Source organism: Mesorhizobium sp. M0276 (genome assembly GCF_040321755.1).
In the GTDB taxonomy this organism is placed as follows: Bacteria; Pseudomonadota; Alphaproteobacteria; order Rhizobiales; family Rhizobiaceae; genus Mesorhizobium.
Genome location: NZ_JAMYSC010000075.1, coordinates 1 through 23595, shown reverse-complemented (window position 1 = coordinate 23595; position 23595 = coordinate 1). Strand labels below are relative to the sequence as shown.

Here is a 23595-nt window from a genome sequence, read left to right as displayed (position 1 = left end):
CCCCCACGGGGTGGTCCGGATTTTCCGTTGCCTTGAGTGCACGGGCGGTTGGGCGCGGCGGGGGTCCGGGGGGAACCCCCGGTGTCGCGCGCAGCGCGACTTGCTACGGTATACAGGTGGCGCCCAGGTAATGGCCCATGACCATGGGCAGGATGAAGAGCAGGACGCCACCGGCGGCAATGCCAAGGGCGCCCTCGCTGCGAAACCAGCTCACAGCCCAGATGATGAGCCCGAGCGAGGTGATGAGCACGCCGAGTTCGCCGGCGAACTGTACCAGCGGCCCTGGTCGCCATGCACATGAGAAACGGCTTCTTGTGGAACCAGGGCAGGGCGTATTGGTCGACGACGAACAGCACGAACAGCGGCACCAAAATCAGTGCGGCAAGATTGCCGAGAAGTCGCGAGGGCGAAGCCCAGGAGCCCGACGGAGGGCGTTCGAGTGGAGAGCGTGGCATCGGGTGACGTTACCAGAACACAGGAGAGGGGGAAGAGGGAAGATTGACAGAGGTAATAGCGCACTTATACATTGCTTCGCAACATAGGTGCTCCGGCGGCCACAGAGTCGTGGCTTCTAGCCGGAAAGGAATGCCGTTCCGGCATGAGAAAACAGGTGTGATGCGCGGGCAACCCGCGCAGTTTGGACAGGGCGGAACGTGGCCATCTATCACTTCTCGGGCCAGGTGCTCGGCCGCAACTCCGGCACCAATCAGGACGGCAGCTGGCGCCCCGGCTCGAAAGCCGTGGCCGCTGCAGCCTACCGTTCCGGCCAACGCCTGCAGGACCACCATCACGGGCAGACGCACGACTACAGCCGCCGGCGCGGCGTCGTACACGCCGAGGTCCTGGTGCCGGCCGGCGCAGCACCCTGGCTAGCCGATCGCGCGCTGTTGTGGAACACCGTCGAAGGGATGGAGACGCGCAAGGACGCCCAGCTTGCGCGCGAATTCAACATGGCGCTTCCGCATGAGTTGAGCCGCGAAGATCGCATCGATCTGGTTCGCGATTTCGCGGACATGCATTTCGTGCGGCGTGGCATGGTTGCAGATATTGCCCTGCACGATCCGATTGCGGAGGAGGGCCAGAGCCCCAAAAATTTTCACGCCCATGTCATGCTGACGATGCGCCGCGCCACAGCGCGCGGGCTTGACCCGGTGAAGACCCGCGAATGGAACAGCCGGGAGCTGCTGAAGGTCTGGCGCATCGAATGGGAGCTCGCTTGCAACCGCGCGCTGGAACGCGCCGGCAAGCGCCAGCGAGTGGACCACCGCACCCTCAAGGCGCAGCGGGAAGAGGCCATCGCAGCCCACGACCGCGCGCGGGCCGCCGATTTGTCGCGCCGTCCGGAGATCCACGTCGGCCCCCAAGCCAAGCAGGCGACCAGGTCTGACAACCAGCCCAAGAGCCGGGTGCGCCAGGTGGGTGCCTACAAGCAGCGCGAGGCGGCCACGCCGCAACGGCGCCGGCGTGACTATCCCGGACGGGACGAGGGCAGCCGCCTCAATTTCCTGGAGAAGATCCTGACGGCCAACAACGCCGACAGCTACCGGCGCCTAAAGGCGTTGAATCACCGCATGGACCGAGTTCGGCGCAAGGTTGACTATTGGGAACGGCGGGCGGCGTTCCATCTGGAAGGGATCGCTGTCAGCCGTCAATTCCGGTTCAATCGGTGGAAGGCTGGCAAGGAGGCCAAGGCGTCGACACTCGCGGAAAGGGAGCGCAAGGCCGCCCATGCCCGCCGCAGGCTTGGCCAGATCGACGCGCTGATGAAGGCCCTGGACGGCATTCTGCGCGTCACCACACGCCGGCGCGAAACGGGACTGGTGCGGATGCGCGAGGTTGAGCGTTGGATCCGCCGTGTCCGGAGCGGTGGGCGGTCAGGTTCGCGGGGTCGTCGACGCTAACGCAGAAGCCCCATCCCGGCCGCGCCTCAAGGCACGCTACGCTCTTCGGCCTTGACCCGCAGCCAGGCTGGGGCAGGGGGCTTGGGACCAGAAAGCCCCGATGTGGGCTTTCTGCCCCATCACTCAGAGGGCGCCAGGCTGTGGGGCGGATCTATTCTGGTCGGTTGGCAGCAAAGGAGCTTCGACGATGACACGGCTGCTCTGGGCGACAGACGGACCAGGCCCATGCGCCGGCGGCCGGGTAAACCCATGTGGTCGCGAGCCAGTCCAGCGGTCCCACTTGCCTTTCCAGCGCCAGACTTTGCGGTAATCGAGACGCCGGCCGAACAGCGGGTAGGGGACGTGGCGCATCTTGGCGATAATGCGCGTAAGCGGCAGGCGCTGCACTTCGGCGGAATCGAGCAGCGGGTAACCACTTTCGGAAAGACCGTCCTGGCGGTTTTCGCGTGACCATTGGCCGGTACCCTGGCTGGTGCCGGTGGAACTGGACATCGACGTCCCAGGCCCAAGCATGCGTGCAACATAGTCGCCGGTGTCGTTGTCGTTTACGCCGAAGAACAGCCGCGCTGACGCGTTGCTGAGGAAGGCAGCGGCGCCGTCCTGGTAGACTTTCTGGACCTGCGGCAGATTCTGCCAGATGAGCACGGGCGTGCAGTAGGCACGCAACAGGCCTGCCTGACGCTCGAGGGGCTCGAGCCGACCGAGAACCGCGACTTCGTCGAGCAGCAGCACGACCTTGCGCTTGGGAGGCGCCGACTTGGCGCGCGTCAGCGTTTTCAGCACGCAGCCGACCATGACACGCAGCCAGGGTCCGTAGACCTCGAGCACGTCCTCGTCGACACAGAGATAGAGGGTGGCGACCTGGGTGGTGAGATCGTTGAGGGTGAACGTCGACGAGCTGGACAGGACGCCGGCGGGAGCGCCGGCCGACCATTGCTCGGTGCCTTTCTGCAGGTTGGACAGGATCGATGAAAATTCCTCCGAGAACTTCCCATCGGCGTCGACCGCGCTGGTCAGCGCACCCGACGCGATCTCCTGGGCGGCGAGGGAAGGGGACTGTTCGGCAATCTCCTGCATGGTGGCAATGAAGGTCTCTTTGGAGCCCACCGACAGGCGGCGCACGGTCGCGAGATTACGGCTCGCTTCCGGTTCATGCAGTGTATGCAGGATAAGCGCTTTCATCAGCGACACCGCCTTGCGGTCCCAATGCTTTTCGCGGCCGTCGGCTTCCGATGCGACCATGAGGCTCGCCAGGGCCTCCGCGTCGTCGCTTTCGTTTGGCGTGCCCTGGCGCACGATGTCGAGCGGGTTAAAACGCTCGGAGTGCACGGGATCGGTGGGGTTGAGCATCCACACCGGTCCGAGAGTGCCCCGGCGCCGGCACGTAATGGCGTAGTTTTCGCCCTTGGGATCGGTCACCACCATTGAGCCGCGATAGCTGAGAAGGTTCGGTATTACGACACCAAGGCCCTTGCCGGCGCCCATGGTGGCGAACACCATGATCATGCCGTCTTGCGAGAACCTCAGCAGGCGTCCGAAGGCGCCCCGGCCGAGGATGACACCCTGGCCACGGACCGCGCCCGTGCCATACCTGATGGATCCGCCCGGCCCATTTGGCGGAACCATGAGAGCCGCCCTTACGGCGTCGGTAACGGCGGTATTTTCCAGGAGCGCGCGCCAGCCACAGCAGGCCCTGAAACACCACGAGCAGCAGCTTAATCGGTCCGACGATTGTCCAATAGAGAACGTCCATGCGTCTAGCCTCTCACGGCCGCGAGGCCACAGCAAACCGGTTGCCCGCACACGCGTCACTAATGGGCACGATAGTTTTCCACCGACACCAAGGGCGCTTCGCTTCTTGCCAGCCACAGAGCTCCGTCCGGCGCCGGCATGTCGCGCGGTATGACCGGCGCAAACAGTTCATCGTCGACGGGCGCCAACAGCAATTCGACCGGGACCGGCGCGGCTTCCGATACCGCAATGAGCTTGCGGGGAACGCCCTTCATCTTTTCTGGCTGATGGCCGAGGCGTGCGATCCAGACCGCGCCATCGGCCGGTAATATGTGCCGCTCCGCTGCATCAAATCCACCGTCATTGAGCGGTTCTGCAAGGCGCAGGGTGGGAGCGGCGAGGGGAGCTGACCGATCGGGTTTGGGCGGCACAGAGAAGGGCTGTCCGTTCCTGTGGGCCGCGACGTAGAGTAAATAATCCAGCCGTTCCAGCAGCTCGGTCGATCGGGGATGCGGAATCATCAGGTGGCTGCCCGTGGTCGCATAAATGATGTGGTCGGGACGGCCGAGAATGGCTGCCGGTGACCGCGCCGACGTGGCAGCGGAGGAGGGTGCCGCCGCGGGCATGGAAGTTGCGGGCATCGCCGCGGCCGCGGGCGGCATAGTGTTCTGAATTACCTGAACCGGTGACCCGCCTTCGCGTTGCATGATTTGGTTGGGCACCGGCGCCGGCGACGGTTGCACGTCGCGGGCCGGCTGTGATTTGTTAGGCGCAGTCTTATAGAACCTCGACAGGATGAAGGTCACGAGTTTCCAGCCGAGCCACCAACTCTTCCGAAAAATCCAGCCGTAGAGCCTCAGAACATCCAATGCCCGCTCCCATCTTCGATCAGTACGCCGCGAAGATCTGCCGCCATGCCGGTCTTGCCGCAGGCAGCTACGGTGGCCAAGACTTGAACGACGTCGTTATGGCGCTGCCCCTTGGTGAAGGCCACGCTGTGCTTGCCGGCACCGAACTTGAGGAACTGCCGAGGCTCGGCGAAACCGTCTCGGTCAACAGCCACATGCAGGCCAACTTCTTCGATGTCATCGGAATGGATGCCAAGGAGCTGCATGAGTTTACCGCGCCGATACTGGTCCGGCGCGGCTATATCGAGCGCCTGGAAGGCTGGCGTGAGTGGCGCACATTGTCGGTCTGGCTTCTGCAGGAGTATCTCGAACCGGTGGTGGTGTTTCGGAACACGCCGGTTCCGGTGAAGACCGCAGCGTATGAGCAGACGGAGTATTATGTCGCCGATGTGCGCGTGATTTTCAACCGCGAACAGGCATTTGTCTGGGAAGGGTAGTTTGTGCCACATAGCTCTCGGGCGTAGTGATTTGGGGGCGGTATGTTCGGCAATACAGAAAAGATTCGGGCGGAATTCAAGGAGTTTATAGCCACACGAGAGTTTCAGACAGCCATCGCGGACGGTATAGCTGGAAATCTCGGTACGACCGACATCAATCCTATGGTTGCCAAAAAAATCGACGAAATTTTTTCGTCCATGGCGGTCATCCACAAAATCATGTCAACGATCGAGGCCGAGCTCAATACAAAAGGGCTGGAGGCCATACAGCGGCTACTTCCTGATTTCTTTAACCGGACGGAAATCGCCCGGGAAATCGTAGCCACCACCGCAATGCGCTTCAAAGCTGCTTTAGAGCAGATGTCTGGAACCCAGATCTCCACTCACCTGGCGAGCCATTCGGTGCAGATGGCGTTGAATCAGGGTGTTGTTGCGGAGGTCGCCCAGATCTTATCGCGAGCCGAAACCCAGGCCATTATCGCTCGCAACACCGAGGACCTTATCGCCGAGAACGCCGGCGAACTCATGGACCAGGCCCTGCGAAACCGGATCGAATCCGACGACATCCAGGAGGAGATCAACGACAAAATCTCGCAGCTGGTCGATAAGGAGATCGCCGAGAAATTCCCTCATGTCGTGAAGTACGAGCGCAAGGACGGCACGGTCACGCCTATCATCAAGGCTCACAAGATATTCAGGCAGGTGAGAACCGTCTGCCAGACCAAGGGTGCGAATGCGCTCCTGGTTGGCCCAGCCGGATCGGGCAAGACCCAGATTGCGATGGATGTGGCACGGACGCTTGGGGTTCCGTTCTACTACAACGGACCCATCCAGAGCGAATACAAGCTTCTCGGCTTTCGCGACGCTGCCGGCAACTACACACCGACACCCTTCTATAACGCCTATACCAAGGGCGGTGTTTACCTGTTCGACGAACTCGACGCTTCCTCACCGCAAGCGCTGGTCGCCCTAAACACCGCGATCGCTAACGGGTACTGCGATTTTCCATCGTCGGGCGAGCCGGTCCCCGCTTCCCCGGACTTCATTTGCATCGCAGCCGCCAATACTTACGGACGCGGCGCCAACCATAGCTATGTCGGCCGTAACCAGCTGGATGCGGCGACCCTGGACCGGTTTGTGGTGATTTACGTCGACTACGACGAGGACATGGAGCGGCGCTTGGCCGGCAACAACGACTGGGTCGACAAGGTCCAGCGGTGGCGGGCGCGCACTGAAGAACTCTCCATACGGCACGTCATTTCGATGCGTGCTTCGATCATGGGAGCAAAGCTGCTGAGACACAAAAGCATGACTGAAGACGATGTCGAGGAGATGGTGGTATGGCGCGGTCTGGATCGGAATACGGTTTCCAAGATCCGCGAAACCTGATCCCTGGCGACTGGAAGTATCGGCCGACCATCCATCACCGTTTTACCGACGCTGAGGACGTGATAGCCCTCGCGGCGCGGGAAACCAGCCAATGGAAGCAGCGCGCCAGCCGGTCAGTCGACCTTGAGCTGGGGACCAGAACATGGGACGAGGCCGTGGCGCTGGCACGCTACGGGTGGCCGGCCGGCCGGCATCAGCTGGTTCGCGACCTGAACATCCACGCCACGTTGACGAAGACCGATTTGGCGCCGCGCTGGTCATTTGACTATGCCGGCGCCTATCCAGACGTTCCGCGCTTCCTTGGCGGCGAAATGGACTGCATGGTCGACACTCGGCCGGATCAACGCGCGGTGCGCCCGATCGTGCGTATAGCCGTGAGCCCGATCACTTTCAGCCACGTGAAATTTGAAGCGGTGTCGCATTGGGGCGCCGCGTTGGTCAGTTGGATCGACGAGCTTGAATATGCCGGCCAGCGCGTCGAAGTGACCTGGATCTCCTGCTCGAAGCCTGACACGGCCACTTTACAGGAGATTGCGATTTTCACGGCACATCCCCGGTTCACCGTCAGCTTCTGCCTGAAAAAGGCCGATCAGCCGCTTGAGATTGACCGGCTCGCCTTCTGGATCATGCACCTGGCGGCCCAGCGCCGTATTCAGTTTGCGGTAAAAGAGCAGTTTCCCGCTATCGAATATGCGTTCCAGCTTTATGGGCAGCCAGAGCAAAATCCCAGCATACTGGCGCCCCTGTGCAGTCCGGACACGCTCATCCTGATGGTGGGAGAAGGAGCCGCTTCGGTAGCGGAGGGCCTCGAATGGCTCCGCAAAACAGCCGCTACACACTTTGAAAACACATACGCGGCCACCTAAGGTGACCGCGTATGTCGCTACTCAAGGCAGGCGACCCTTGGGGCCGATTACCTCGTATTTCAGGGCAGAGCCAGTCTGCAGCATCATCAAGCGCCAAGCGGCATATGCATGGCGTGCCAATGCACCTTCGATATTGTGAAAGCGCGGCAGTTCGTCAGCTTCGACGATTCCACCATGACGGTCGGCTGCGTTGTGGATCAGGAACATGGACTCGTGAGCCCGGAATTTCTCGTGGGTATTCATTTTTTGAATACAAACATCGGTCTCATCGCAGGTGCGGTGAGCAAAGACCGTAAAAACGGGTACCGGTAAGCCTTTCGCAGGGGCTTATGGTTCGGCGCGAGAGTGTACTGAGCAGTCACCTGACAGGGCAGCGGTGCTGATAGGCGTCATCACCAGGCAACGTAAGGGGCGCTGCCCCTCGCACGCTCAAGAGGGCCGAGCCTCGGCTTCGCCTGCGGCCGCACCCAACCCCTCTTGCCCGTGCTATCCCCGGACCTCGCCGGTCAGGCAGGGGTGCGGGGCACCCTGAATTCCGAACAACAATCAATTCCGTTGGCGGAGGAATATGTTCCTGTTATGTTCCTGCCATGCATAGCGATCATTCCCTCGTCGCCTACCTAGGCCAGCCTTCCGAGTGGCCGATTGTGCTGCCCGTAATGGGCACGCGGATCTGCGCGGGGTTTCCGAGTCCGGCCGATGATTTTCTCGACGGCGAGCTGGATCTCACCCGTATCCTGGTCAAAAACAAGCCGGCGACGTTCCTGTGGCGTGTGGCGGGGGCAGTTCGATGCGCGACGTGGGCATCTTCGACGGCGACGTCGTCGTGGTGGACCGCAGTGTCAAACCCAAAGACGGCGTTGTCGTTGTGGCCGTGATCAACGGCGAAACCAGCCTGAAACTCTTCCGGCGCAGCAATCCGCCAAGCCTGACCTTTGCCAACAAGGACATGCCAGCGTTTCCGATGGATGACGTCTCCCAGGTCGAAATCTGGGGGGTGGTAACGTGGACGCTGCACAAACCCCGCGCGTAGAGCGGGTTTTCGCGCTGATTGACGGCAACAGCTTCTATTGCAGTTGTGAGCGCGCCTTCGCGCCGGCGCTGAATGGTCGGCCGGTGATTGTGCTGTCCAACAATGACGGCTGTGCGGTGGCTAGGACACCCGAGGCGAAGGCCCTGGGCATTGCTATGGGCGCGCCATTCTTCAAGATCCGCGACCTGTGCCGGAAGAACCATGTGGCGGTGTTCAGCAGCAACTACACTCTCTATGGCGACATGAGCAGGCGGATGAACGAGATCTACCACCAGTTTTCGCCGGTGGTGGAGGTTTACTCTATCGACGAGAGCTTCCTCGACATCACCGGTCTAGGCAGCGGCAACTACGTCGCCTACGGGCAGCAGTTGAGGCAAACTGTCCGGGCCTGGACCGGCATCCCCACGTGTGTCGGCATCGGACCGACCAAGACGCTGGCCAAGTTGGCCAACCGCACCGCAAAGAACCATGCCGAGCTCAATGGCGTCTGTGATTTCAGCGACCTGGCGACACGGGAAAAGTTTCTGCCGGCGACGCTGGTGGGCGAATTGTGGGGCGTGGGCGCTGCTTCGGCCGCCAAGCTGAAGGCGATCGGCGTGGAAACCGTCGGGCAGCTGCGCGCCTTGGACCCGAAGCGCGGCCGTCAGTTGCTCACCGTAGTCGGCGAGCGCATGATTCACGAATTGAACGGCATTGCCTGCCTGGCGCTGGAAACCCTGCCTGCAGGACGAAAGGGTATTGCCGTGACGCGGAGTTTCGGCCGGCCGGTGACGTCGCTGGAGGAGATGCAGCAAGCGGTAGCGGCCTATGCGACCCGCGCGGCCGAGAAACTTCGCCGGCACGGGCTCTGTGCCGTCCAGGGATTTGTGTTCATGCACACCAATGCATTTAATGGCGACAAATGGAGCCATACCGGCAAGCCGGTCGAGTTTCTCGAGCCGACCGACGACACCCAGGAGCTCGTCGCAGCCGCGACCAAAGCGGCAGCGGCTGCCTGGGGGCAGGGTTACCGCTACGCGAAGGCCGGCATCATGTTGACCGAGCTCGTGCCGATCACGATGGTGCAGACGTCGATGCTGGCGACGATCGACCGGGCGCAGCGTGCCCGCCTCAACCAGGCTTTGGATGCGATCAATTTAAGGTTCGGCCGCCATACCCTTGTTCCAGCTGCTGCCGGCCTCAAACCGTCCTGGTCGACGAAGTTCGACCGGAAATCTCCGTGTTTCACTACGCGTTGGGAGGAATTGCCAGAAGTTGCGGCTGCATAGCTCAAGAGCATACTGAGTGGATGTTTCGCTGGGAGGGCTGCAGCGAGGCGACTCTTTTCAAGAGTCCGGTTGCATTTGCTTACGCATATTGATGAAACTTGATTCGGTCATACCAGATGAGTCGTGATGCCGAAATTCCTATCTTTGAGCACCTTAAAATGGGCCGCCGAGCAGCTTGAGGACAGCGCTGACAACCTCATAGTGGACTTCTTGATTCTTAAGCATGAGGGCCTCAACCTCGGTCATACAATCACAATTAATACAAAATCTACTGAGCCGGCCGCGCGCGACTTAATGGGTATCGTCGGCGCCGACGGTAGGCCGATCGATCAGGCGCACCCTTACCTGAACCCCTTCGACAGGGGTTGGAAGCGAGAAGGGTATCCCCGGTCAGGGATTTATTCGACGCTTGGGCGGAACAAGATGTTTCCACGCCTAATGCGTATCGAGACAGACAATGGAATGCATCTTACCCTCTTGGACGACTATATCGAGCAGGCACAAGCCGGGTTGCGTCGATCCAAGACCAAACCACTTCAGGTTCCGATAGAGGCAATTGCTGCGTGGGCACTGCGTTACAGGGAATTTGAGGACGCCGCTTCCGTTGATGACGTCGTGGCCACCTTCAAAAGCGATTACAATATTACCCAAGACGAGGAAGACGCCTTCTTCGTCAAAAGCGACAACGTCCCGACGGACTTTTTCGCGAATGAGCCTCTAAACAAACAGCAATTTGCGGAGTTTCTCCTAGAGATTGCACCAACCACCGGGAGGAATGAGGTCACCGCTACGTCGGAACCCGAAAGCGTGATCGAGGATCTTCCAGACGATCTGATTGAGTTTATCCGAGAGGATTTGCTCCTGCCAGAGTCTCTGCTCAGGCAACTCGTAACCCTGCTGCGCGCCGGAAAGCATCTAATCCTGACTGGTCCGCCTGGGACCGGGAAGTCCACTTTGGCAAAGCGTCTCGCGATGGTAAGCGAGAAGTTCGCAGTGGCATTCTCGTTTCCGGCTTCGGCGGGCCGGGTCTTCACAACGGCGACGGCCGACTGGACGACGTTTGATACTCTGGGTGGGTACATGCCGTCGCCCAAAGACTCCGCGCTGGTGTTTCAGGAAGGGCTGTTCCTACAGGCCTTGCGCGAGAACAAATGGCTGGTGATCGACGAACTGAACCGTGCCGACGTTGACAAGGCCTTCGGTCAGCTTTTCACGGTGCTTTCAGGGCATGATGTGGTCATGCCGTTCAAACAGGGCGCCAACAATGTCTCCCTTGGATTTGACCGCAACTCCACCGTGTCGTCCTATGTGGAATCGACGGGCCAATACACGGTCGGAGCAGACTGGCGGATCATCGCCACCATGAATTCCTTCGACCGAAACCTTCTCTTTCAGCTTTCCACCGCCTTTGTGCGGCGATTCGCCGTCGTACACGTTGGCATCCCCGAGAAGGCCGAATTGATTGAGTGGATCGAGAATAAGGGCCTCGACGCTGACGAGCAGGCACTAGTCAGCAGCCTGATCTCTATCCTCGAGGAAGCTCGGCCGCTAGGTCCAGCGATATGGGGCGACCTGGTCGATTATATGAGCATGCGGACGAAGCATTCGTTCGGAATGGCCGGTGTCGAAGCGTCAGTGGAGGCGGCATTCATAGACGCCGTTACGGCCTATGTTCTCCCTCAGTTGGACGGCCTCGATCAAGAGGCCCTCGGATCGATACAGGGTCAGCTCCTGGAGTTGCTCCAGACCGACACGGAGAAGCAGCGGCTCCAGCGAACGTTCAGAGAAGTTTTCTAGTTGGACTGGTCGACAGACGAATATGAGCGCGTTCTACAAGGGGTCTCCCGCCTCGGCTGGATCGTGCTCAAACGGTTCTCAGCTTCCTACAAACCATCGGATATTCTATCAGCCTTCGCCTGCCTGCCGCGCGGGGAGTTTGAACTGCTTCGTCGCCTGCATTTCGCACTGAGCCATGAAGTTGCCGTGTTCCTGGACGTCCACGCCGCCGAGTTTCTTCGTGCCACCCCGTCGACGACAGAGCATGTCCTTGAGGATAGGCGGGGGACGCCGCGCGGGCGAATTGACTGGTCAAGGACGTTCGCCAGGCGCACCCAATCAGGGAGCGACCCGACCCGTTTCGTGACTCGACCGATCGAGCGCACCTCAGACAGTGCGCCCGCCCGCCTCTTCACGTATATGCTTGATCGTGTTGTCAAAAACGCCGAGTGGCTTTTGAAACGCAAGGTGCCTGAGATCGAAAGAAGACTCGTCGACGCATCCCTCAGAAGTGCACGATTGCGGCTCGCGTCACTTCGTGGCCGAGGCGTTAGCCAGCCCGCGCGGCTTACCGGTCGAGACGTCGCGCCGCTTCGTGCCAGCCGACGTTCCGATGTTGTCGGCGCCATCCGACTGTTCGATCTCTATGTCAACTTGGTCGAACTTGCCAACGAGAACCTGTTACGCGCACTGCTCCAAGACCGGCAAATGGCGCCCGACAACCTCGACGACCTTTTCGAAATATGGGTGCTCCTAAACTTAGTCGGATCACATCTCAGGGAAGGTTGGACGCTCAAGAGCGCCTTCCTTATAGGTGGCGAGTCCGCTCCAAAAAAGCCTCGGTTCACGCTGGAAAAAGAGGGGCGTGTGGCCGAGCTATATTTCCAAACCGTCCCGCTGGAGATGAGCAAATCCAGCAGTTACAAAGCCATTTTCGAAGACTACGACCTCGATGCTTCTCTCCGTCGCCCGGATATAACTTGTAAGGTTTCGTCGCCGTTGGAAGGCGAGCAGCGCCTTATCATCGAGGTTAAACGGACGCAGGACTCGGGCTACATCTTGGATAGCGTCTACAAAACACTGGGTTATCTGGCGGATTTCAAAGACACCGTCGGGCCGAATGCGCCTCAGGCCCTTCTCGTGGTCTGGAGCGGCTTGTCGCGAAAGCCCGGCGCCGCTACCCATCAGCCCATCCGGATCACGACGGCGTCCGAATTCGAGCAGATGCCGCTGCTATATTAGCTGGTTCTCGGTCGACGCTTCGTTGTGGCCTTCGGCTTTGCCAGGGGATCGGCGGCCGTGATTTTTTTATTGGCAAGTTCAACATATTCCGGCGACACGTCGAACCCGATGAACTCACGCTTGAGTTTCACGGCCGCGACGCCGCTCGTCCCCGAGCCAGCAAAGGGATCAAGCACCCGCCCCGCTTCAGCCGTGGACAGCGCTATGCACCGGCCTGGTAAGGCCAGCGGAAACTGAGCACCATGGCCACCACCGCCAGACGAGGTCGGCAGGTGCCAAACATCGGTAATTTGATCCTGCTCGAGGAGCGTGTTTCGCCCGCCCAGCAGTGCAGGAAGTTGTCTATACGCTTCCTTGTCGAAGTACGGGCTGCGCACCTTGGAAAGGTGAATGATGTGCTCCATGGATCGCGTGACCCGCGACTTTGTCGGCTCCGGCATGGAGCCATCTTTTTTCCAGGTAATTACCGACTTTACCAAATAGCCGATCCGGCTAGCGCGTTCCGCGATGCGCTGAGGGATGAGCGCCTGCTCACCATCCTTAAGGTAGGCATGGCCTGCGCTATAGCGCCGGCAATTCTGTTCAGTCCACTTGCGTTGATCCAAACCCTTCATGGCGCGCAGGGTTTCCGCCGCATTACCGCGAATTTGGGTGCGGGTATTGTACGTGTCCCCAATGTTCCACCAGATCGAGCCCAGGTCTGAAAGCTTGGACTTGAGCAGGAAGAGCATTTCGACAGTGTGGCGGATGAAGCCCTCAGGTGTTTGTTCGTGGCCATACGGACAGATTTCGCCATCGGCCCATTCCACCGTTTTCGGCAGGCCGTAAATTCGAACCGCCCAGTAAGGCGTTGACGTGACGACACAGTCAACGCTTTGGTCCTCCAAAGTGGAAATCAGCTTATGGGCGTCGCCGCACACGACCTGGTTGAGGGTAATTGCGTGTGGCTTTAGGTGCTGTACCTTCTTGAGAGAAGCCAATCTCCTAAAATACGACACGGTGCGGCTGCGAGGTATGAAGGTTTCGCACGCATCGTCTAGCAGGACGAGTTTCTCGATCTCCTTTAGGCCGATCGGCTTGTTCCCAACCACTTTCCGGACGAACCCCGGCTGCAATCCGACAACCGGAGCGACGTCCTCAATCGAGAAATGATCAAGCACTCCTTCTGCACGGGTCCATCCAAGAACGGAGCTCGCAGGATGGATATCGGGCCACCCACTGACCTGAGTACGATCCTTCATTTAGCGACAGCCCTATTGCAACGGAAAGCCAAGAGAATCATGTTTCGCGCTCTGATGCCAGTGGCAGTCAGGAGAATGCCTCCTCCCTTGGAGGAGGCACCGATCACACCGTTCAGCGCTTCCGCAGATCCAGTGAAACAGTCGCCTGCGATACGCCGATGAGATCGGCGATTGCAGTTTGACGATGGCCATCCTTACGCAGCTTTTTCACGACTTTCCGCCGAGCAGCCGGCGATAGTCCGGATGAATTGAAATCCGTCTGCTGGTGGAAGCGCCCGTTGAGCATTGTCGTCGAAGACTGAACGCGGCCATCGACCCGTTTAACGTTGGTTTCGGCCACTCCGTTGTGAATTCTCAGTTTCACGTTGTCCCCACGACGGATGTCCATATCCTCGAGAAGCATCGCTACCGCAGCGTAGTTGAGCTTGAGCATCAGTGGATTCGATTTGATCAGGTTAGGCATCCACGCCATCTCCGTTGATAGGATTAATAAGAAAGCCATTAAGCAAAATTGCCTCGTGGCGTCAATATCACTCAAAGTCCTACCGCGCTGCCGCTATCTATGATAATGTCCTTTATCAACGATAGAACGGAGAGCTGGTAATGTCCTATGAACTTGGCGTCGCCGCCGGAAAAAAGGCGGTGCTCGAAACCGAGGAAGCGACAATTAAGATGGATGTCGACGCCCTTACGCCAGAAGGGAAACGTCAATGGCTGGACGGGGTCATTGATGCCGTCGAGGCGGCCGGCCGACAGGTTAAAGGCGTGCGAGTTGAAACCCCGACCTTCCAGGCGCTCGGGATCAAACGCGAGTCCCAGAACAGCGGACGCTACCGGAACGTCATTATAGTAGAGGCTATGTTGGCCGCCATCGGCTCCCCGGTCGAGGTCGTAATAGAAAAAGCGTAGTCGATGAACCAGATCGCCATTCTTCGCGGGACAACCCTGCTCGCCATTATCGGCACCGCAGACCCGCAGCTTCAGGTCCGGTTCCTAGAGTTCTTCACCGCCAACATCCGCAATCCAAACACCCGAAAAGCCTATGCCCGAGCCGCGATGGATTTTTTAGCCTGGTGCGGCGATCGGGGCGTCACCGCCCTCCCCGCCATCCAGCCTATGCATGTCGCAGCATGGATCGAGGAGCTCGGCCGGAGTCACTCCGTCCCGACGGTAAAGCAGCGCCTGGCGGCCATCCGCCACCTGTTTGACTGGATGGTGGTTGGCCAGGCAATGCCCAGCAACCCAGCTCACACGGTCCGTGCGCCCAAGTATTCTGCCCGGACCGGAAAAACGCCGGTGCTGGCGCCCCAGGAGGCACGTCAGCTGATCGACAGCATTCCGGTGGACACCATCATCGGATTGCGTGACCGGGCGCTCATCGCCCTTATGACCTACTCCTTTGCCCGTATTGGTGCCGCGATCGGCATGGAGGTGCGCGACCTATTCGTGCAGAATCGGCGCCTGTGGGTGCGTTTGCACGAGAAAGGCGGCAAGCGGCATGAGATGCCTTGCCATCACAGCCTAGAGCAGTATCTGGACGCCTACCTGGACGCCGGCGCCTTGAGAGACCACCCGCGCTCGCCGCTGTTCCGCACCATCGGACGCGGCACTCATCAGTTGTCGGAGACCCCCCTCACCCAGGGAGACGCCTTTGCCATGATCCGCCGGCGGGCAGCCGCCGCCGGCATCGACACGCTGATCGGCAACCACACTTTCCGCGCCACCGGCATCACCGCATACCTGAAGAATGGCGGGACGCTTGAGAAGGCAGCACACATGGCCAACCACGCGTCGACCAGGACAACGCAGCTCTATGATCGACGGCATGACGAGGTTAGCCTCGACGAGGTCGAACGCATCCTGATCTAAGCGCTCGGCATGATAACCGGTAAACCGGGCTCATAATCGTAAAATCGTATTTACGCTTCGGGAGTAAGGCCCTGAAGGCCCCCTTGCGAGGGCCTTCAGGCAATGTTCTAGAACAGGTGCTCGGCTTCCAGTGCTTCGCGCACAGAGTCGGGAAGGCGCCATTGCCATGCCGATGCCGTATGGTCCCATTGGTAATCGAAGAAATCGGCCTCATCGTCATAAGCCGAAGTTCCGGCCATACGACGGCCGAAGGCACCCATGAGGCCGGAGAACTGCTTCATGCTGTAATTGCTCGCCTCGTAGAGTTCTGCGCTTGAAGCCCAATCAGGATGGGCCTCGTAGAGCTTCTTGAGCACTGCCAGCATGCCGGTGGAGAGCGGGATGCGCGTCAGCACACGCCGCGCAAAATCAACCGTCACGAACTTTGAGCCATCGCCAGCCGCACCCGGAGGCAGCGGCTGCTTGGGAGCATTCGTGACCGGAATAGCCATGACCTGCTCACCAGGCTGCATCTTCTGGACGACCTGACTGATCTCCTCAGGCGTTCCTTCAAACATAAACATCTTCATAAGAGGTTCCTCTGGGCCTGCTCCAAGCGAGCCGACAGCCTGTATCTAGCGATGGGCAACGGTGATTGCAAGGGCTGGAGCACACTTTTAGCAAATCGCCGTCGTCATAATCCCTGCCCTCGGCCTGCCCTGGCTTTGCTCCATCCCTGCTCCGTGGCGAAAACGCGGCGTATTTGAGCAAGGGGGCTGCCTTCAATACAGCCCCGGTCCGTGGCGAGGAATGGCGCGCCGTCCTGCCGGGACAATCTCAGGGGGTAGCTTCGGGGCCTCCTCGTCGAAGTGAGAGCCCCTCCCCCCATCCAGGCGGCAACCGCAAAGGCGCTTCAACCCTTGAGCTGGGAAGCGTTGGCGTTTTGTATGGATCTCCGTCGGTAGGCTGCGCAGCGCGGCCGGCATCGGTCGGGGAGATGCGCCGGCGCCTGGCCTGGTCAATTGGCTGCCCGCTCTTTCGCTACGCTCCCGTGTGGCCATTGACCCCTGCCCGCCCGTACCGGGCTCAGGCAAGCTCGTCGCCTAGGCTCCCCGACCGGCCGCGACAGGGCGCAGCCGAGAAACCAACGGGAGAAATCTCCATGACACAGAAACAATCCAAACGACCCAGCCACGAAGTCTATGTGGTGGAAGGCGAAGGCGATAAGACGCACTGGACCAAGGTCGGCGCAGCGTGGCCGCACGACGACGGCGAAGGCTTCAACGTCACCCTGAGTGCCCTGCCCCTCAACGGCCGGCTGGTCATTCGCAAACCGAAACCGCAAGAGGACCGGGCGTAATGCGTCCCCTCACCTGCAACACCGTGTTGCTTGGCGACTGCATCGAACAGATGCAGCGCCTGGCGGCCGGGTCGGTCGACTTCATCCTGACCGATCCGCCGTACCTGGTCCGCTACCGCGACCGCTCGGGCCGCACCGTAGCCAACGACAACAATGCCCGCTGGCTGAAGCCGGCGTTCGCCGAAATGCACCGCGTGCTGAAGCCCGGAGGCCCTGTGCGTCAGCTTCTACGGCTGGGACCACGCCGGCGAGTTCCTTGACGCCTGGCGAGCAGCCGGATTCAGGATCGTCGGACACTGGTCTTTTGCAAGCCCTATGCCTCGTCGCGCCGCTATCTGCGCCACCATCACGAGCAGGCGTTCCTGTTGGCCAAGGGCGATGCCCCCTGCCCTGCCCGGCCGATATCCGACGTGATGTCGTGGGACTACACAGGTAACCGTCTGCACCCCACGCAGAAGCCCTGCGGCCGCTTCAAACGCTCATCGAGGCGTTCAGCAATCCCGGCGACCTGGTGCTCGACCCGTTCTGCGGCTCAGGCTCAACCTTGGTTGCCCGCCAAAGCCGCCAATCGGCGTTTCATCGGCATCGAGCTCGACGAAAGGCACCAGTTCACCGCATCAATGCGCGTGAACGCCTTTCAGGCCGCCGGCTGAGGCAAGGCGATCTATCCGCCTGTCTCCTGGCTCGCAATATAGGCGTCGACTGTCTGCGGCAGGATTGCATCGTTGAGTGTCACAATCGCCTGCAGCAGATGTTCGCGGATGCCTGACCGGGGGTGCTTGTCGCCGGCATATTGGATTGCCGTGCTGACGCCGAGAAGAAGCGGCCCCAAGCCCCGGCCTAGCTCAAGGTCGCTTCCTTTTTTAAAAACCACATCGTCGATGACGTAATGTGACTCTGGCTCGTTTTTGTCCGAACACGGGCATGTGCAATACCGTTTGCCCTGGTACAGCTGGCCCCCCTTCCCATATGTAGCCCTTGTCTCGATAGGCAATCCGCCCTCCGTCTCGCGTCGTCGTCGGGTATTCGGGGTGCTTGGGGTTAGAGCAATCGCAATGTCGGGTGACGACAAACACGCCAAAGGCCTCGGCTAGCGTCACATATTCATCGAGCGTACCCTGGAGATTACGGCGAATCGTGCTGTTGGGCGTGGTGCTGTCCCAGCCAAAGAACCCGTTGGCGTTCTTTATCTCCCCGACCTGTTCCAGAAGCGCCCGACGCAGCCCGACACGAAACCTGAAGATATCCATGTTTCCATCCTTCGGAAGACTGATCGTATTTCTGTAAAATCGTATTTACGATTTTACGACTATGCCCGTGTCCGAGCCGGAATGATTAGCAACAGGTCAGGTTTTCGGCTTGATGGGATCATCCACCGACCAGACACACTTCGCAGCCAGGATCTTGGCTCCGGCCGTTTCGGTATGTTGTGCCAGGCCTGCCTGCAGAGCTGGCCTGGCCGCCTCTAAGGAACCCTCGCAGTCCGCGAGTGTCATGTTCGGCACTGCAGGATTGTTGAAAGCCTCCCTGCCCTTTCGATCCGTCTGCCATGAGTAGGTCGAGGACAATCCAGGCCTTGCCGGGTTTTTCTGAGCAACCTGCTGAGATGACTAAGGCGCAAAGGCCCATCCTGCTTAAACCGCGCATAACCCCCCAAACGTATAATCGTAAATACGATTTTACAGAAATGTGTCGAATCAGACACTCTGCGTTAGGGATTTATTAACCACAGCTGGGCCAAAACTGAAAATCGTGAAATCGTATCGTCGTACAATCGTAAATGCGACGAACCACAAATACAGAAAGGCGACGGCATGATCATTGGCGTGCTCAACCAGAAAGGCGGCGTCGGGAAGACCACGATCGCCGTGAACCTCGCCGCAACTCTCGCAAAGACCGGTAGCCGCGTGCTCCTGGTCGATGCAGATCCCCAGGGCAGCGCTCTCGCCTGGTCAAGCGCCCGCGCGCTCGCACCGATCTTTTCGGTTGTAGGGATGGCTAAGCCGACCCTGCACCGCGATTTGCCGGATATTGCCAAGGATTACGAGGTCGTGGTGATCGACGGTGCTCCTCGCGTCAACGAGCTAGGGCGCGCCGCCATCCTGGCCAGCGACGTGGTGCTCATCCCGGTACAGCCGTCGCCTTACGATATCTGGGCCGCTGCCGACACCGTGGCGCTCATCCGCGAGGCGCAACAATTCAAGCCCAATCTGAAAGGCGTATTTGCGATTAATCGTAAAATCGCAAATACGGCGATCGGCCGCGACGTGGTTACCGCCCTTGAGGCTTTCGGAGATATTCCCGTGCTGACAGCCGCGCTGCACCAGCGCGTCATTTACGCGGAGAGCGCAGGGCAGGGGCTTTCCGTCATCGAGGTTGCGCCGCATGGCGACGCCGCCCGCGAGATTGCGAAGCTGGCCTCGCAGTTGTTCAACCAGCAAGAAAGAAAAGTTGCATGAGCCGCAAGACCGTCCCGTTCAACATGCCGGCCAAGGCCGCGCCGCTACCGCCGGTCGCGGACGCTTGGGTAGGTACGGCTACGAATGATGTCCCGGAAGGGAAGGGCGCCAAGGTCACCCAGCTGAAGCCGGCGCCGGCGCCGGCCGAGGCCATGAAGCGGTTCACCATCGACGTGACCGAGAGCCTGCACAAACGCATCAAGGGCCAATGCGCCATGCGTGGCGTGAATATGGCGGACACGATCCGGGACATGCTTGAAAAGGCCTTTCCAGAGCCGAAATCGTAAAACCACATTTACGATTTTACGCTTCCGGGCATTCGCCGAAAGATGCGTACAACGTAGGCAGTCGAATTCCCCGCGCTGCCGAATCAGAGCTAAAGTGGCCATTGTGACCGACGACATCCGCGACCCCGACCTACTTGCCCGGCTTGAAAAGGCCCGAGGGTCGTTTGTGTTCGATGTTGAACGCTCCCACCTTCGACATCTGCAGGAAGAGCGCGACCAGGAGCGCGCCAAAAGCACCGCGCGTGCGGCGGAGCTTGCCGCCATGCCCCGCGACATCCGCCGCCGTTCGATCGTTCGCGAAGTCATCGAAAATGAAGGCCCGTCGCCAGAGAACCTGCGGTTCATGCCCACGCCCCTGGCGATTTGCGGCATGCCGTACCGCCGCCTGGCTCACAACGAGCTTGAGTACGAGCGCACGCAGGGCCGCATGGGCGTGGTCGTCACCGCCGGCAAGCTCCGCGCGCCCGATGGCACCCGCGTGCAGCAGCCCGTGCCTTGGGGACCCAAGGCACGCCTGATCCTCAGCCATATGTCCACAGTCGCCCTGCGCAACAACAGTCCGGTCGTCGACACCGCCGAAACCCTTAGCGCCTTCATGCGCGACATGGGGTTTGAGGCGAGGGGAGGGCGCAACGGCAACATTAATCCATTCAAGGAGCAGCTGCGCGCACTGGCTGCGTGCCGGATGGAAATCAGTTCTTGGGATGGCCACCGCTCCGCCCAGGTCGATGTGAAGCCCCTCGACAAGGTCGAGATCTGGTTCGGCGACAATCCCGAGCAGCAGTCACTCTGGCCCACCCAAATCGCGTTCTCGACGAGCTTCTACGAGCAGCTGAAGAAGCATGCCCTGCCGATCGACATCCGCGCCTTGCGAGCCCTCTCCAATAGCGCTCGCAAGCTCGACCTGTTGTTCTGGATAACCTACCGCATCACGCGGCTTAATGAGACGCTGGTGGTGGGCTGGAAGCCCCTGAAAGAGCAGTTTGGGGAAGGCTTCACCCGCGACCGCAAGTTCCGCGAGACCTTCGTCGACGACCTCGCCAGCATCCGCGAGCTATATCCGAAGCTGCCGATTAAGCTGACGGAACGCGGCCTCGAAATGGAAGCGGCAGACAAGTCTGTCCTGTCCATTCCCCGCCGGCTGATTTCCTAACCTTCAACCGAATCACTCTTCAGAAATTAGCGTTAATTTGCAGTGGCTTAGCTACGCTGATTTGGGGGCGCTAAGGTGTGGATTTTTCCTATGGTTTTCAGGGGGTTGTTGACCCCCCTACGCTGATTTGGGGGCGGGTCGACGCTGATTTGGGGGCGGAGGGGTAAAAAGCCACGCTGATTTGGGGGCGCAGCCACGCTGATTTGGGAGCGCAAACTACGCTGATTTGGGGGCGCGCTCTTATATAGAACAGAAAGCTATCAGAAACGTCTCTACAGAAAGGTCTCTTTCTTAAAACCTTCAGAATCTCAGAAAAGGGCCTGCGGCGCTTTCAAAATGGGATTTTTAAGAAAAGCCCCCACCTCAGCGGCACGACGGCATCCTTGGCAGCCTGGCAACGTCGCTATGGCTATCAGGAAGGCTACACAGGCGTTTTTCTACCCGGAGACGCCCGGTGCACCGGACGAGGTCGAAAACGCACCCTACGGGCTTCTGTGAGGCTTGAGATTGGTTGAACGCCACCCGCGAGGGGTGGCGCCCTAACCCTTGACGGTCATCGGCTTCCCAGCCTGTACCGCAAAGTTATGGAATCACGCCGAGCAGCAGTAGTCAATTCGGTCGTGCAGGCAGGCCGCCGTTTTCGTCTGTTACGAGCAGACAGTTTGCTGTAGCTCTGATCGATCGGAGCGAGGGGACGACAATGAAGGTATTCTATTTTCTGGCAGCGGTTGCTGTTTCTGTATTAGCTTTCGTTGGATCAGCGTGGGCTGACGGCATGTCAGTGTGTCTCTTACAGCCGCCGAAGCGCCCTACGACGACCGTTAGCCTCACCGATCTTGCCGGAACACCGATTACCCAGCCTGATGATTTTGCCGGGTCGGAAATCGTGTTGCATGCGGTAGCCAAGAACTTCAATCTCCCCTGTGCCGATTTTAGAACCGAGTTTGAGGTCGTTGAAGTTGGGAAGAACTTTACCGGGTCACCAACTTTCGTAAGTCCGGTATGCCACGGGAATTGCGGAGCGCAGTTCAACGTCTCGGTCAAACCCCGCGTCTCGTACAAATGGCAGGCTCGGATAAGGTATGTGGATTATTGCGGGGATGGCGCAGGCCAATGCCTCTCGAAGGTCAATTTTGAAGAAGTGTTCGATTGGGTTCCAGGTCCGAGCTTCCGCAATTGGGGCGTGTGGGTTGGGCCAGGCGCCCATAATATCTGGGAGCTTTTTGCGGTTAACCTGCAAGTCCTGGGCGCCGATTCTGAGCCGGATTTGAGCTATACCCCGGACGGCCAATACATGAAGTTTGGATCCAGGCCAGTTTCAGGCTCGACCGATCACTCGGTCGAATGGATTTCGCCATTCTCATTCGATACGAGGGACCAGGTAGATGGGGTAATTACCGTTTATTCGATGTCGACGGCCGACTGTACGCAGACCATTGCAGTTCTCGACCCCAAGACGGGTAAGGATGTGGTGTTGAGCACCAAGCCACTGAAGGCCAGGAGGCCCGAGGGCGTTGAGGTCAAATTCCCACACGACATTGCTTACTATTTGACGCCGCAAATCAATGACTTCATTGATCAATCGTTCATTCAGGTCAGGTTCAAATGCGTCGCAAAAGCGCCATTTGAGTATGGAGACGACGTTATCCTCCTGAATTCTATGGAGCTTACAAACAAGACGTAGCCGCACAATCGGGTGTCAGAAAATTGTATGACACTGTCATGCTCCGTGCTATAAGAGAGCATACGAAAGGCTCGACCATGAGAACAAGCAAACCTATCACCGTGACGCTCGGCAAGCAGCAGCAGAGCGTCGACGCCCGCGTCGAATCCGGCGCCTACGATTCCGCCAGCGAGGTCATGCGCGCCGCGTTGCGCGCGCTCGATCGCGAAGAGCAGGCGGTGAACGAAGTGATGCGCGCCCGGATCCGGGCATCGATCGACGACCCGCGTCCCAGCCTTTCGGCTGACGAGGCGGAAGCGGAAATGGCCCGGTTCATGACAAGCGAAAGCAAAGCGTCGCGTAGTGCAGCGCGTTAACGTCACCTACCGGCCGCAGGCCATTGCAGATCTGCAGGGGATTTACCGCGTCATTGCCGAGGCCAGCCAGAGCGATCCGGTAGCGACCGGATTTATTCAGCGGATCATGGCGCGCTGCCGGAAAATAGGCGACGTGCCGAATGGCGGGCGGCCGCGTGACGACCTGGAGCCGGGACTCCGAATGGTCCCGTTTGAACACACCGCCATTATTGCCTACCGGGTGACCGACCACGTCGAGATCCTCAACGTGTTTTACGGCGGCCGCGACTACGAATCCCTGTATCATGCCGGCGACGCCGACTGACAGTCAGCCTGGTCAGACGCCGCCCGCTGAAGGCAGCTCTAGCGTCGACGATGTGGAGATCCACACCCGTCTCCTTGAGGCCATGCAGCGGGCCAGCCTCAATGACCCACGGCCCGGCGTCCCGATCGGCGAGCTGATTGCGCGGCTTCAGGCCCGCCTTCGCGATTTGACCAACTCCAAAACCTGATCCTACCCGTCCTAACCCTTGTTCAAATATCCTCGGGGGCGTGGGGGGCGCGAACCCCCCCCGGGGGGGGGGGGGTTTTAGTTGTGGTGAGTGGACGGGGGGGGGGGGGCGGCCGGGGGGCCGGGGGGGACCCCCGGGGGGGGCGCGGGCGGGGGAGGGTAAGGG

Annotated in this window: 27 protein-coding genes; 18 read left to right on the top strand and 9 right to left on the bottom strand. The window is 59.8% G+C overall.

From position 1 onward, the window contains the following. Positions 1-103: 103 nt before the first annotated feature. Complete coding sequence (locus NKJ01_RS32490) at positions 104-250, bottom strand: hypothetical protein (RefSeq protein WP_352734382.1); 147 nt, start codon at positions 248-250, stop codon at positions 104-106. Between the two features lie 403 nt (positions 251-653). Between NKJ01_RS32490 and mobQ the strand changes: the two genes are divergently transcribed. Continuing rightward, entirely contained in the window at positions 654-1901 is a 1248-nt protein-coding gene (gene mobQ, locus NKJ01_RS32485; protein ID WP_352734381.1) for a MobQ family relaxase, read from the top strand. A 123-nt stretch (positions 1902-2024) separates the two neighbouring features. Here the strand turns inward: mobQ and NKJ01_RS32480 are convergent, their stop codons facing one another. Together NKJ01_RS32480 and NKJ01_RS32475 are read right to left on the bottom strand one after the other, a co-directional pair. Beyond that, positions 2025-3527 (bottom strand): type IV secretory system conjugative DNA transfer family protein, encoded by a 1503-nt coding sequence (locus NKJ01_RS32480; RefSeq protein WP_352734379.1) that lies wholly within the window; start codon positions 3525-3527, stop codon positions 2025-2027. A gap of 185 nt (positions 3528-3712) precedes the next feature. Beyond that, positions 3713-4501 carry a hypothetical protein gene (locus tag NKJ01_RS32475; RefSeq protein WP_352734377.1) on the bottom strand — a complete coding sequence of 263 codons (789 nt, stop codon included), beginning with the start codon at positions 4499-4501 and terminating at the stop codon, positions 3713-3715. On the opposite strand from NKJ01_RS32475, the gene NKJ01_RS32470 reads away from it, so the two are divergent. The 3 genes from NKJ01_RS32470 to NKJ01_RS32460 are packed head-to-tail and all read left to right on the top strand — an operon-like array spanning position 4501 to position 7232. Next, positions 4501-4977 (top strand): hypothetical protein, encoded by a 477-nt coding sequence (locus NKJ01_RS32470; protein ID WP_352734375.1) that lies wholly within the window; start codon positions 4501-4503, stop codon positions 4975-4977. The genes NKJ01_RS32475 and NKJ01_RS32470 overlap by 1 nt on opposite strands. A gap of 42 nt (positions 4978-5019) precedes the next feature. Continuing rightward, positions 5020-6366 carry an AAA family ATPase gene (locus NKJ01_RS32465; RefSeq protein ID WP_352734374.1) on the top strand — a complete coding sequence of 449 codons (1347 nt, stop codon included), beginning with the start codon at positions 5020-5022 and terminating at the stop codon, positions 6364-6366. After that, positions 6318-7232: a DUF7192 family protein gene (locus NKJ01_RS32460; RefSeq protein WP_352734372.1), complete on the top strand. Its 915-nt coding sequence runs from the start codon at positions 6318-6320 to the stop codon at positions 7230-7232. The genes NKJ01_RS32465 and NKJ01_RS32460 overlap by 49 nt, the downstream gene beginning before the upstream one ends. 21 nt (positions 7233-7253) lie before the next feature. Here NKJ01_RS32460 and NKJ01_RS32455 read toward each other — a convergent pair whose 3' ends face one another. Then, on the bottom strand, positions 7254-7439 hold the full coding sequence (locus tag NKJ01_RS32455) for a hypothetical protein (RefSeq protein ID WP_352734370.1): 186 nt from the start codon (positions 7437-7439) through the stop codon (positions 7254-7256). Positions 7440-8022: 583 nt separating this feature from the next. Here NKJ01_RS32455 and NKJ01_RS32450 point away from each other — a divergent pair. The 4 genes from NKJ01_RS32450 (at position 8023) to NKJ01_RS32435 (ending at position 12551) form a co-directional block, all read left to right on the top strand. After that, a complete protein-coding gene (locus NKJ01_RS32450) occupies positions 8023-8265 on the top strand; it encodes a LexA family protein (RefSeq protein ID WP_352734368.1) in 243 nt (80 codons plus the stop codon). Continuing rightward, positions 8238-9533 (top strand): Y-family DNA polymerase, encoded by a 1296-nt coding sequence (locus NKJ01_RS32445; protein WP_352734366.1) that lies wholly within the window; start codon positions 8238-8240, stop codon positions 9531-9533. The genes NKJ01_RS32450 and NKJ01_RS32445 overlap by 28 nt, the downstream gene beginning before the upstream one ends. A gap of 126 nt (positions 9534-9659) precedes the next feature. Next, positions 9660-11330, top strand: a complete 1671-nt coding sequence (locus tag NKJ01_RS32440) for an AAA family ATPase (RefSeq protein WP_352734364.1) — start codon at positions 9660-9662, stop codon at positions 11328-11330. Beyond that, positions 11331-12551, top strand: coding sequence for a hypothetical protein (locus tag NKJ01_RS32435; protein WP_352734362.1), 1221 nt, complete (start codon positions 11331-11333; stop codon positions 12549-12551). It begins immediately after the preceding gene. On the opposite strand, the gene NKJ01_RS32430 is transcribed toward NKJ01_RS32435, so the two are convergent. Further along, a complete protein-coding gene (locus tag NKJ01_RS32430) occupies positions 12548-13711 on the bottom strand; it encodes a DNA-methyltransferase (protein WP_352734361.1) in 1164 nt (387 codons plus the stop codon). The two genes, NKJ01_RS32435 and NKJ01_RS32430, sit on opposite strands and share 4 nt — an antisense overlap. 193 nt (positions 13712-13904) lie before the next feature. Then, positions 13905-14255 (bottom strand): hypothetical protein, encoded by a 351-nt coding sequence (locus tag NKJ01_RS32425; protein ID WP_352734359.1) that lies wholly within the window; start codon positions 14253-14255, stop codon positions 13905-13907. Between the two features lie 140 nt (positions 14256-14395). On the opposite strand from NKJ01_RS32425, the gene NKJ01_RS32420 reads away from it, so the two are divergent. Together NKJ01_RS32420 and NKJ01_RS32415 are read left to right on the top strand one after the other, a co-directional pair. Next, on the top strand, positions 14396-14701 hold the full coding sequence (locus NKJ01_RS32420; RefSeq protein WP_352734357.1) for a hypothetical protein: 306 nt from the start codon (positions 14396-14398) through the stop codon (positions 14699-14701). A 3-nt stretch (positions 14702-14704) separates the two neighbouring features. Next, positions 14705-15661, top strand: a complete 957-nt coding sequence (locus tag NKJ01_RS32415) for a tyrosine-type recombinase/integrase (protein ID WP_352734355.1) — start codon at positions 14705-14707, stop codon at positions 15659-15661. A 107-nt stretch (positions 15662-15768) separates the two neighbouring features. Here NKJ01_RS32415 and NKJ01_RS32410 read toward each other — a convergent pair whose 3' ends face one another. Further along, positions 15769-16230 (bottom strand): hypothetical protein, encoded by a 462-nt coding sequence (locus tag NKJ01_RS32410; RefSeq protein WP_057145028.1) that lies wholly within the window; start codon positions 16228-16230, stop codon positions 15769-15771. 572 nt (positions 16231-16802) lie between these two features. Here NKJ01_RS32410 and NKJ01_RS32405 point away from each other — a divergent pair. After that, complete coding sequence (locus NKJ01_RS32405) at positions 16803-17000, top strand: hypothetical protein (protein ID WP_352734353.1); 198 nt, start codon at positions 16803-16805, stop codon at positions 16998-17000. Beyond that, a complete protein-coding gene (locus NKJ01_RS32400; protein ID WP_352734352.1) occupies positions 17000-17260 on the top strand; it encodes a class I SAM-dependent methyltransferase in 261 nt (86 codons plus the stop codon). The genes NKJ01_RS32405 and NKJ01_RS32400 overlap by 1 nt, the downstream gene beginning before the upstream one ends. Positions 17261-17664: 404 nt before the next feature. Here NKJ01_RS32400 and NKJ01_RS32395 read toward each other — a convergent pair whose 3' ends face one another. Then, positions 17665-17832: a hypothetical protein gene (locus tag NKJ01_RS32395; protein WP_352734386.1), complete on the bottom strand. Its 168-nt coding sequence runs from the start codon at positions 17830-17832 to the stop codon at positions 17665-17667. A gap of 31 nt (positions 17833-17863) precedes the next feature. Then, on the bottom strand, positions 17864-18250 hold the full coding sequence (locus NKJ01_RS32390) for a hypothetical protein (protein ID WP_352734351.1): 387 nt from the start codon (positions 18248-18250) through the stop codon (positions 17864-17866). A 564-nt stretch (positions 18251-18814) separates the two neighbouring features. Here NKJ01_RS32390 and parA point away from each other — a divergent pair. The 6 genes from parA to NKJ01_RS32360 all read left to right on the top strand — a co-directional run bounded on the left by parA (position 18815) and on the right by NKJ01_RS32360 (position 23243). Continuing rightward, on the top strand, positions 18815-19459 hold the full coding sequence (gene parA / locus NKJ01_RS32385; RefSeq protein WP_057145032.1) for a ParA family partition ATPase: 645 nt from the start codon (positions 18815-18817) through the stop codon (positions 19457-19459). Beyond that, positions 19456-19746: a plasmid partition protein ParG gene (locus NKJ01_RS32380; RefSeq protein ID WP_352734348.1), complete on the top strand. Its 291-nt coding sequence runs from the start codon at positions 19456-19458 to the stop codon at positions 19744-19746. Before parA ends, NKJ01_RS32380 begins: the two co-directional genes overlap by 4 nt. A 103-nt stretch (positions 19747-19849) precedes the next feature. Beyond that, positions 19850-20899 carry a replication protein RepA gene (locus tag NKJ01_RS32375; RefSeq protein WP_352734346.1) on the top strand — a complete coding sequence of 350 codons (1050 nt, stop codon included), beginning with the start codon at positions 19850-19852 and terminating at the stop codon, positions 20897-20899. Positions 20900-21599: 700 nt separating this feature from the next. Continuing rightward, positions 21600-22583: a hypothetical protein gene (locus tag NKJ01_RS32370; RefSeq protein ID WP_352734344.1), complete on the top strand. Its 984-nt coding sequence runs from the start codon at positions 21600-21602 to the stop codon at positions 22581-22583. A gap of 77 nt (positions 22584-22660) precedes the next feature. After that, entirely contained in the window at positions 22661-22939 is a 279-nt protein-coding gene (locus NKJ01_RS32365; RefSeq protein WP_352734384.1) for a type II toxin-antitoxin system ParD family antitoxin, read from the top strand. Beyond that, entirely contained in the window at positions 22926-23243 is a 318-nt protein-coding gene (locus NKJ01_RS32360; RefSeq protein ID WP_352734342.1) for a type II toxin-antitoxin system RelE/ParE family toxin, read from the top strand. The genes NKJ01_RS32365 and NKJ01_RS32360 overlap by 14 nt, the downstream gene beginning before the upstream one ends. Positions 23244-23595 lie beyond the last annotated feature (352 nt).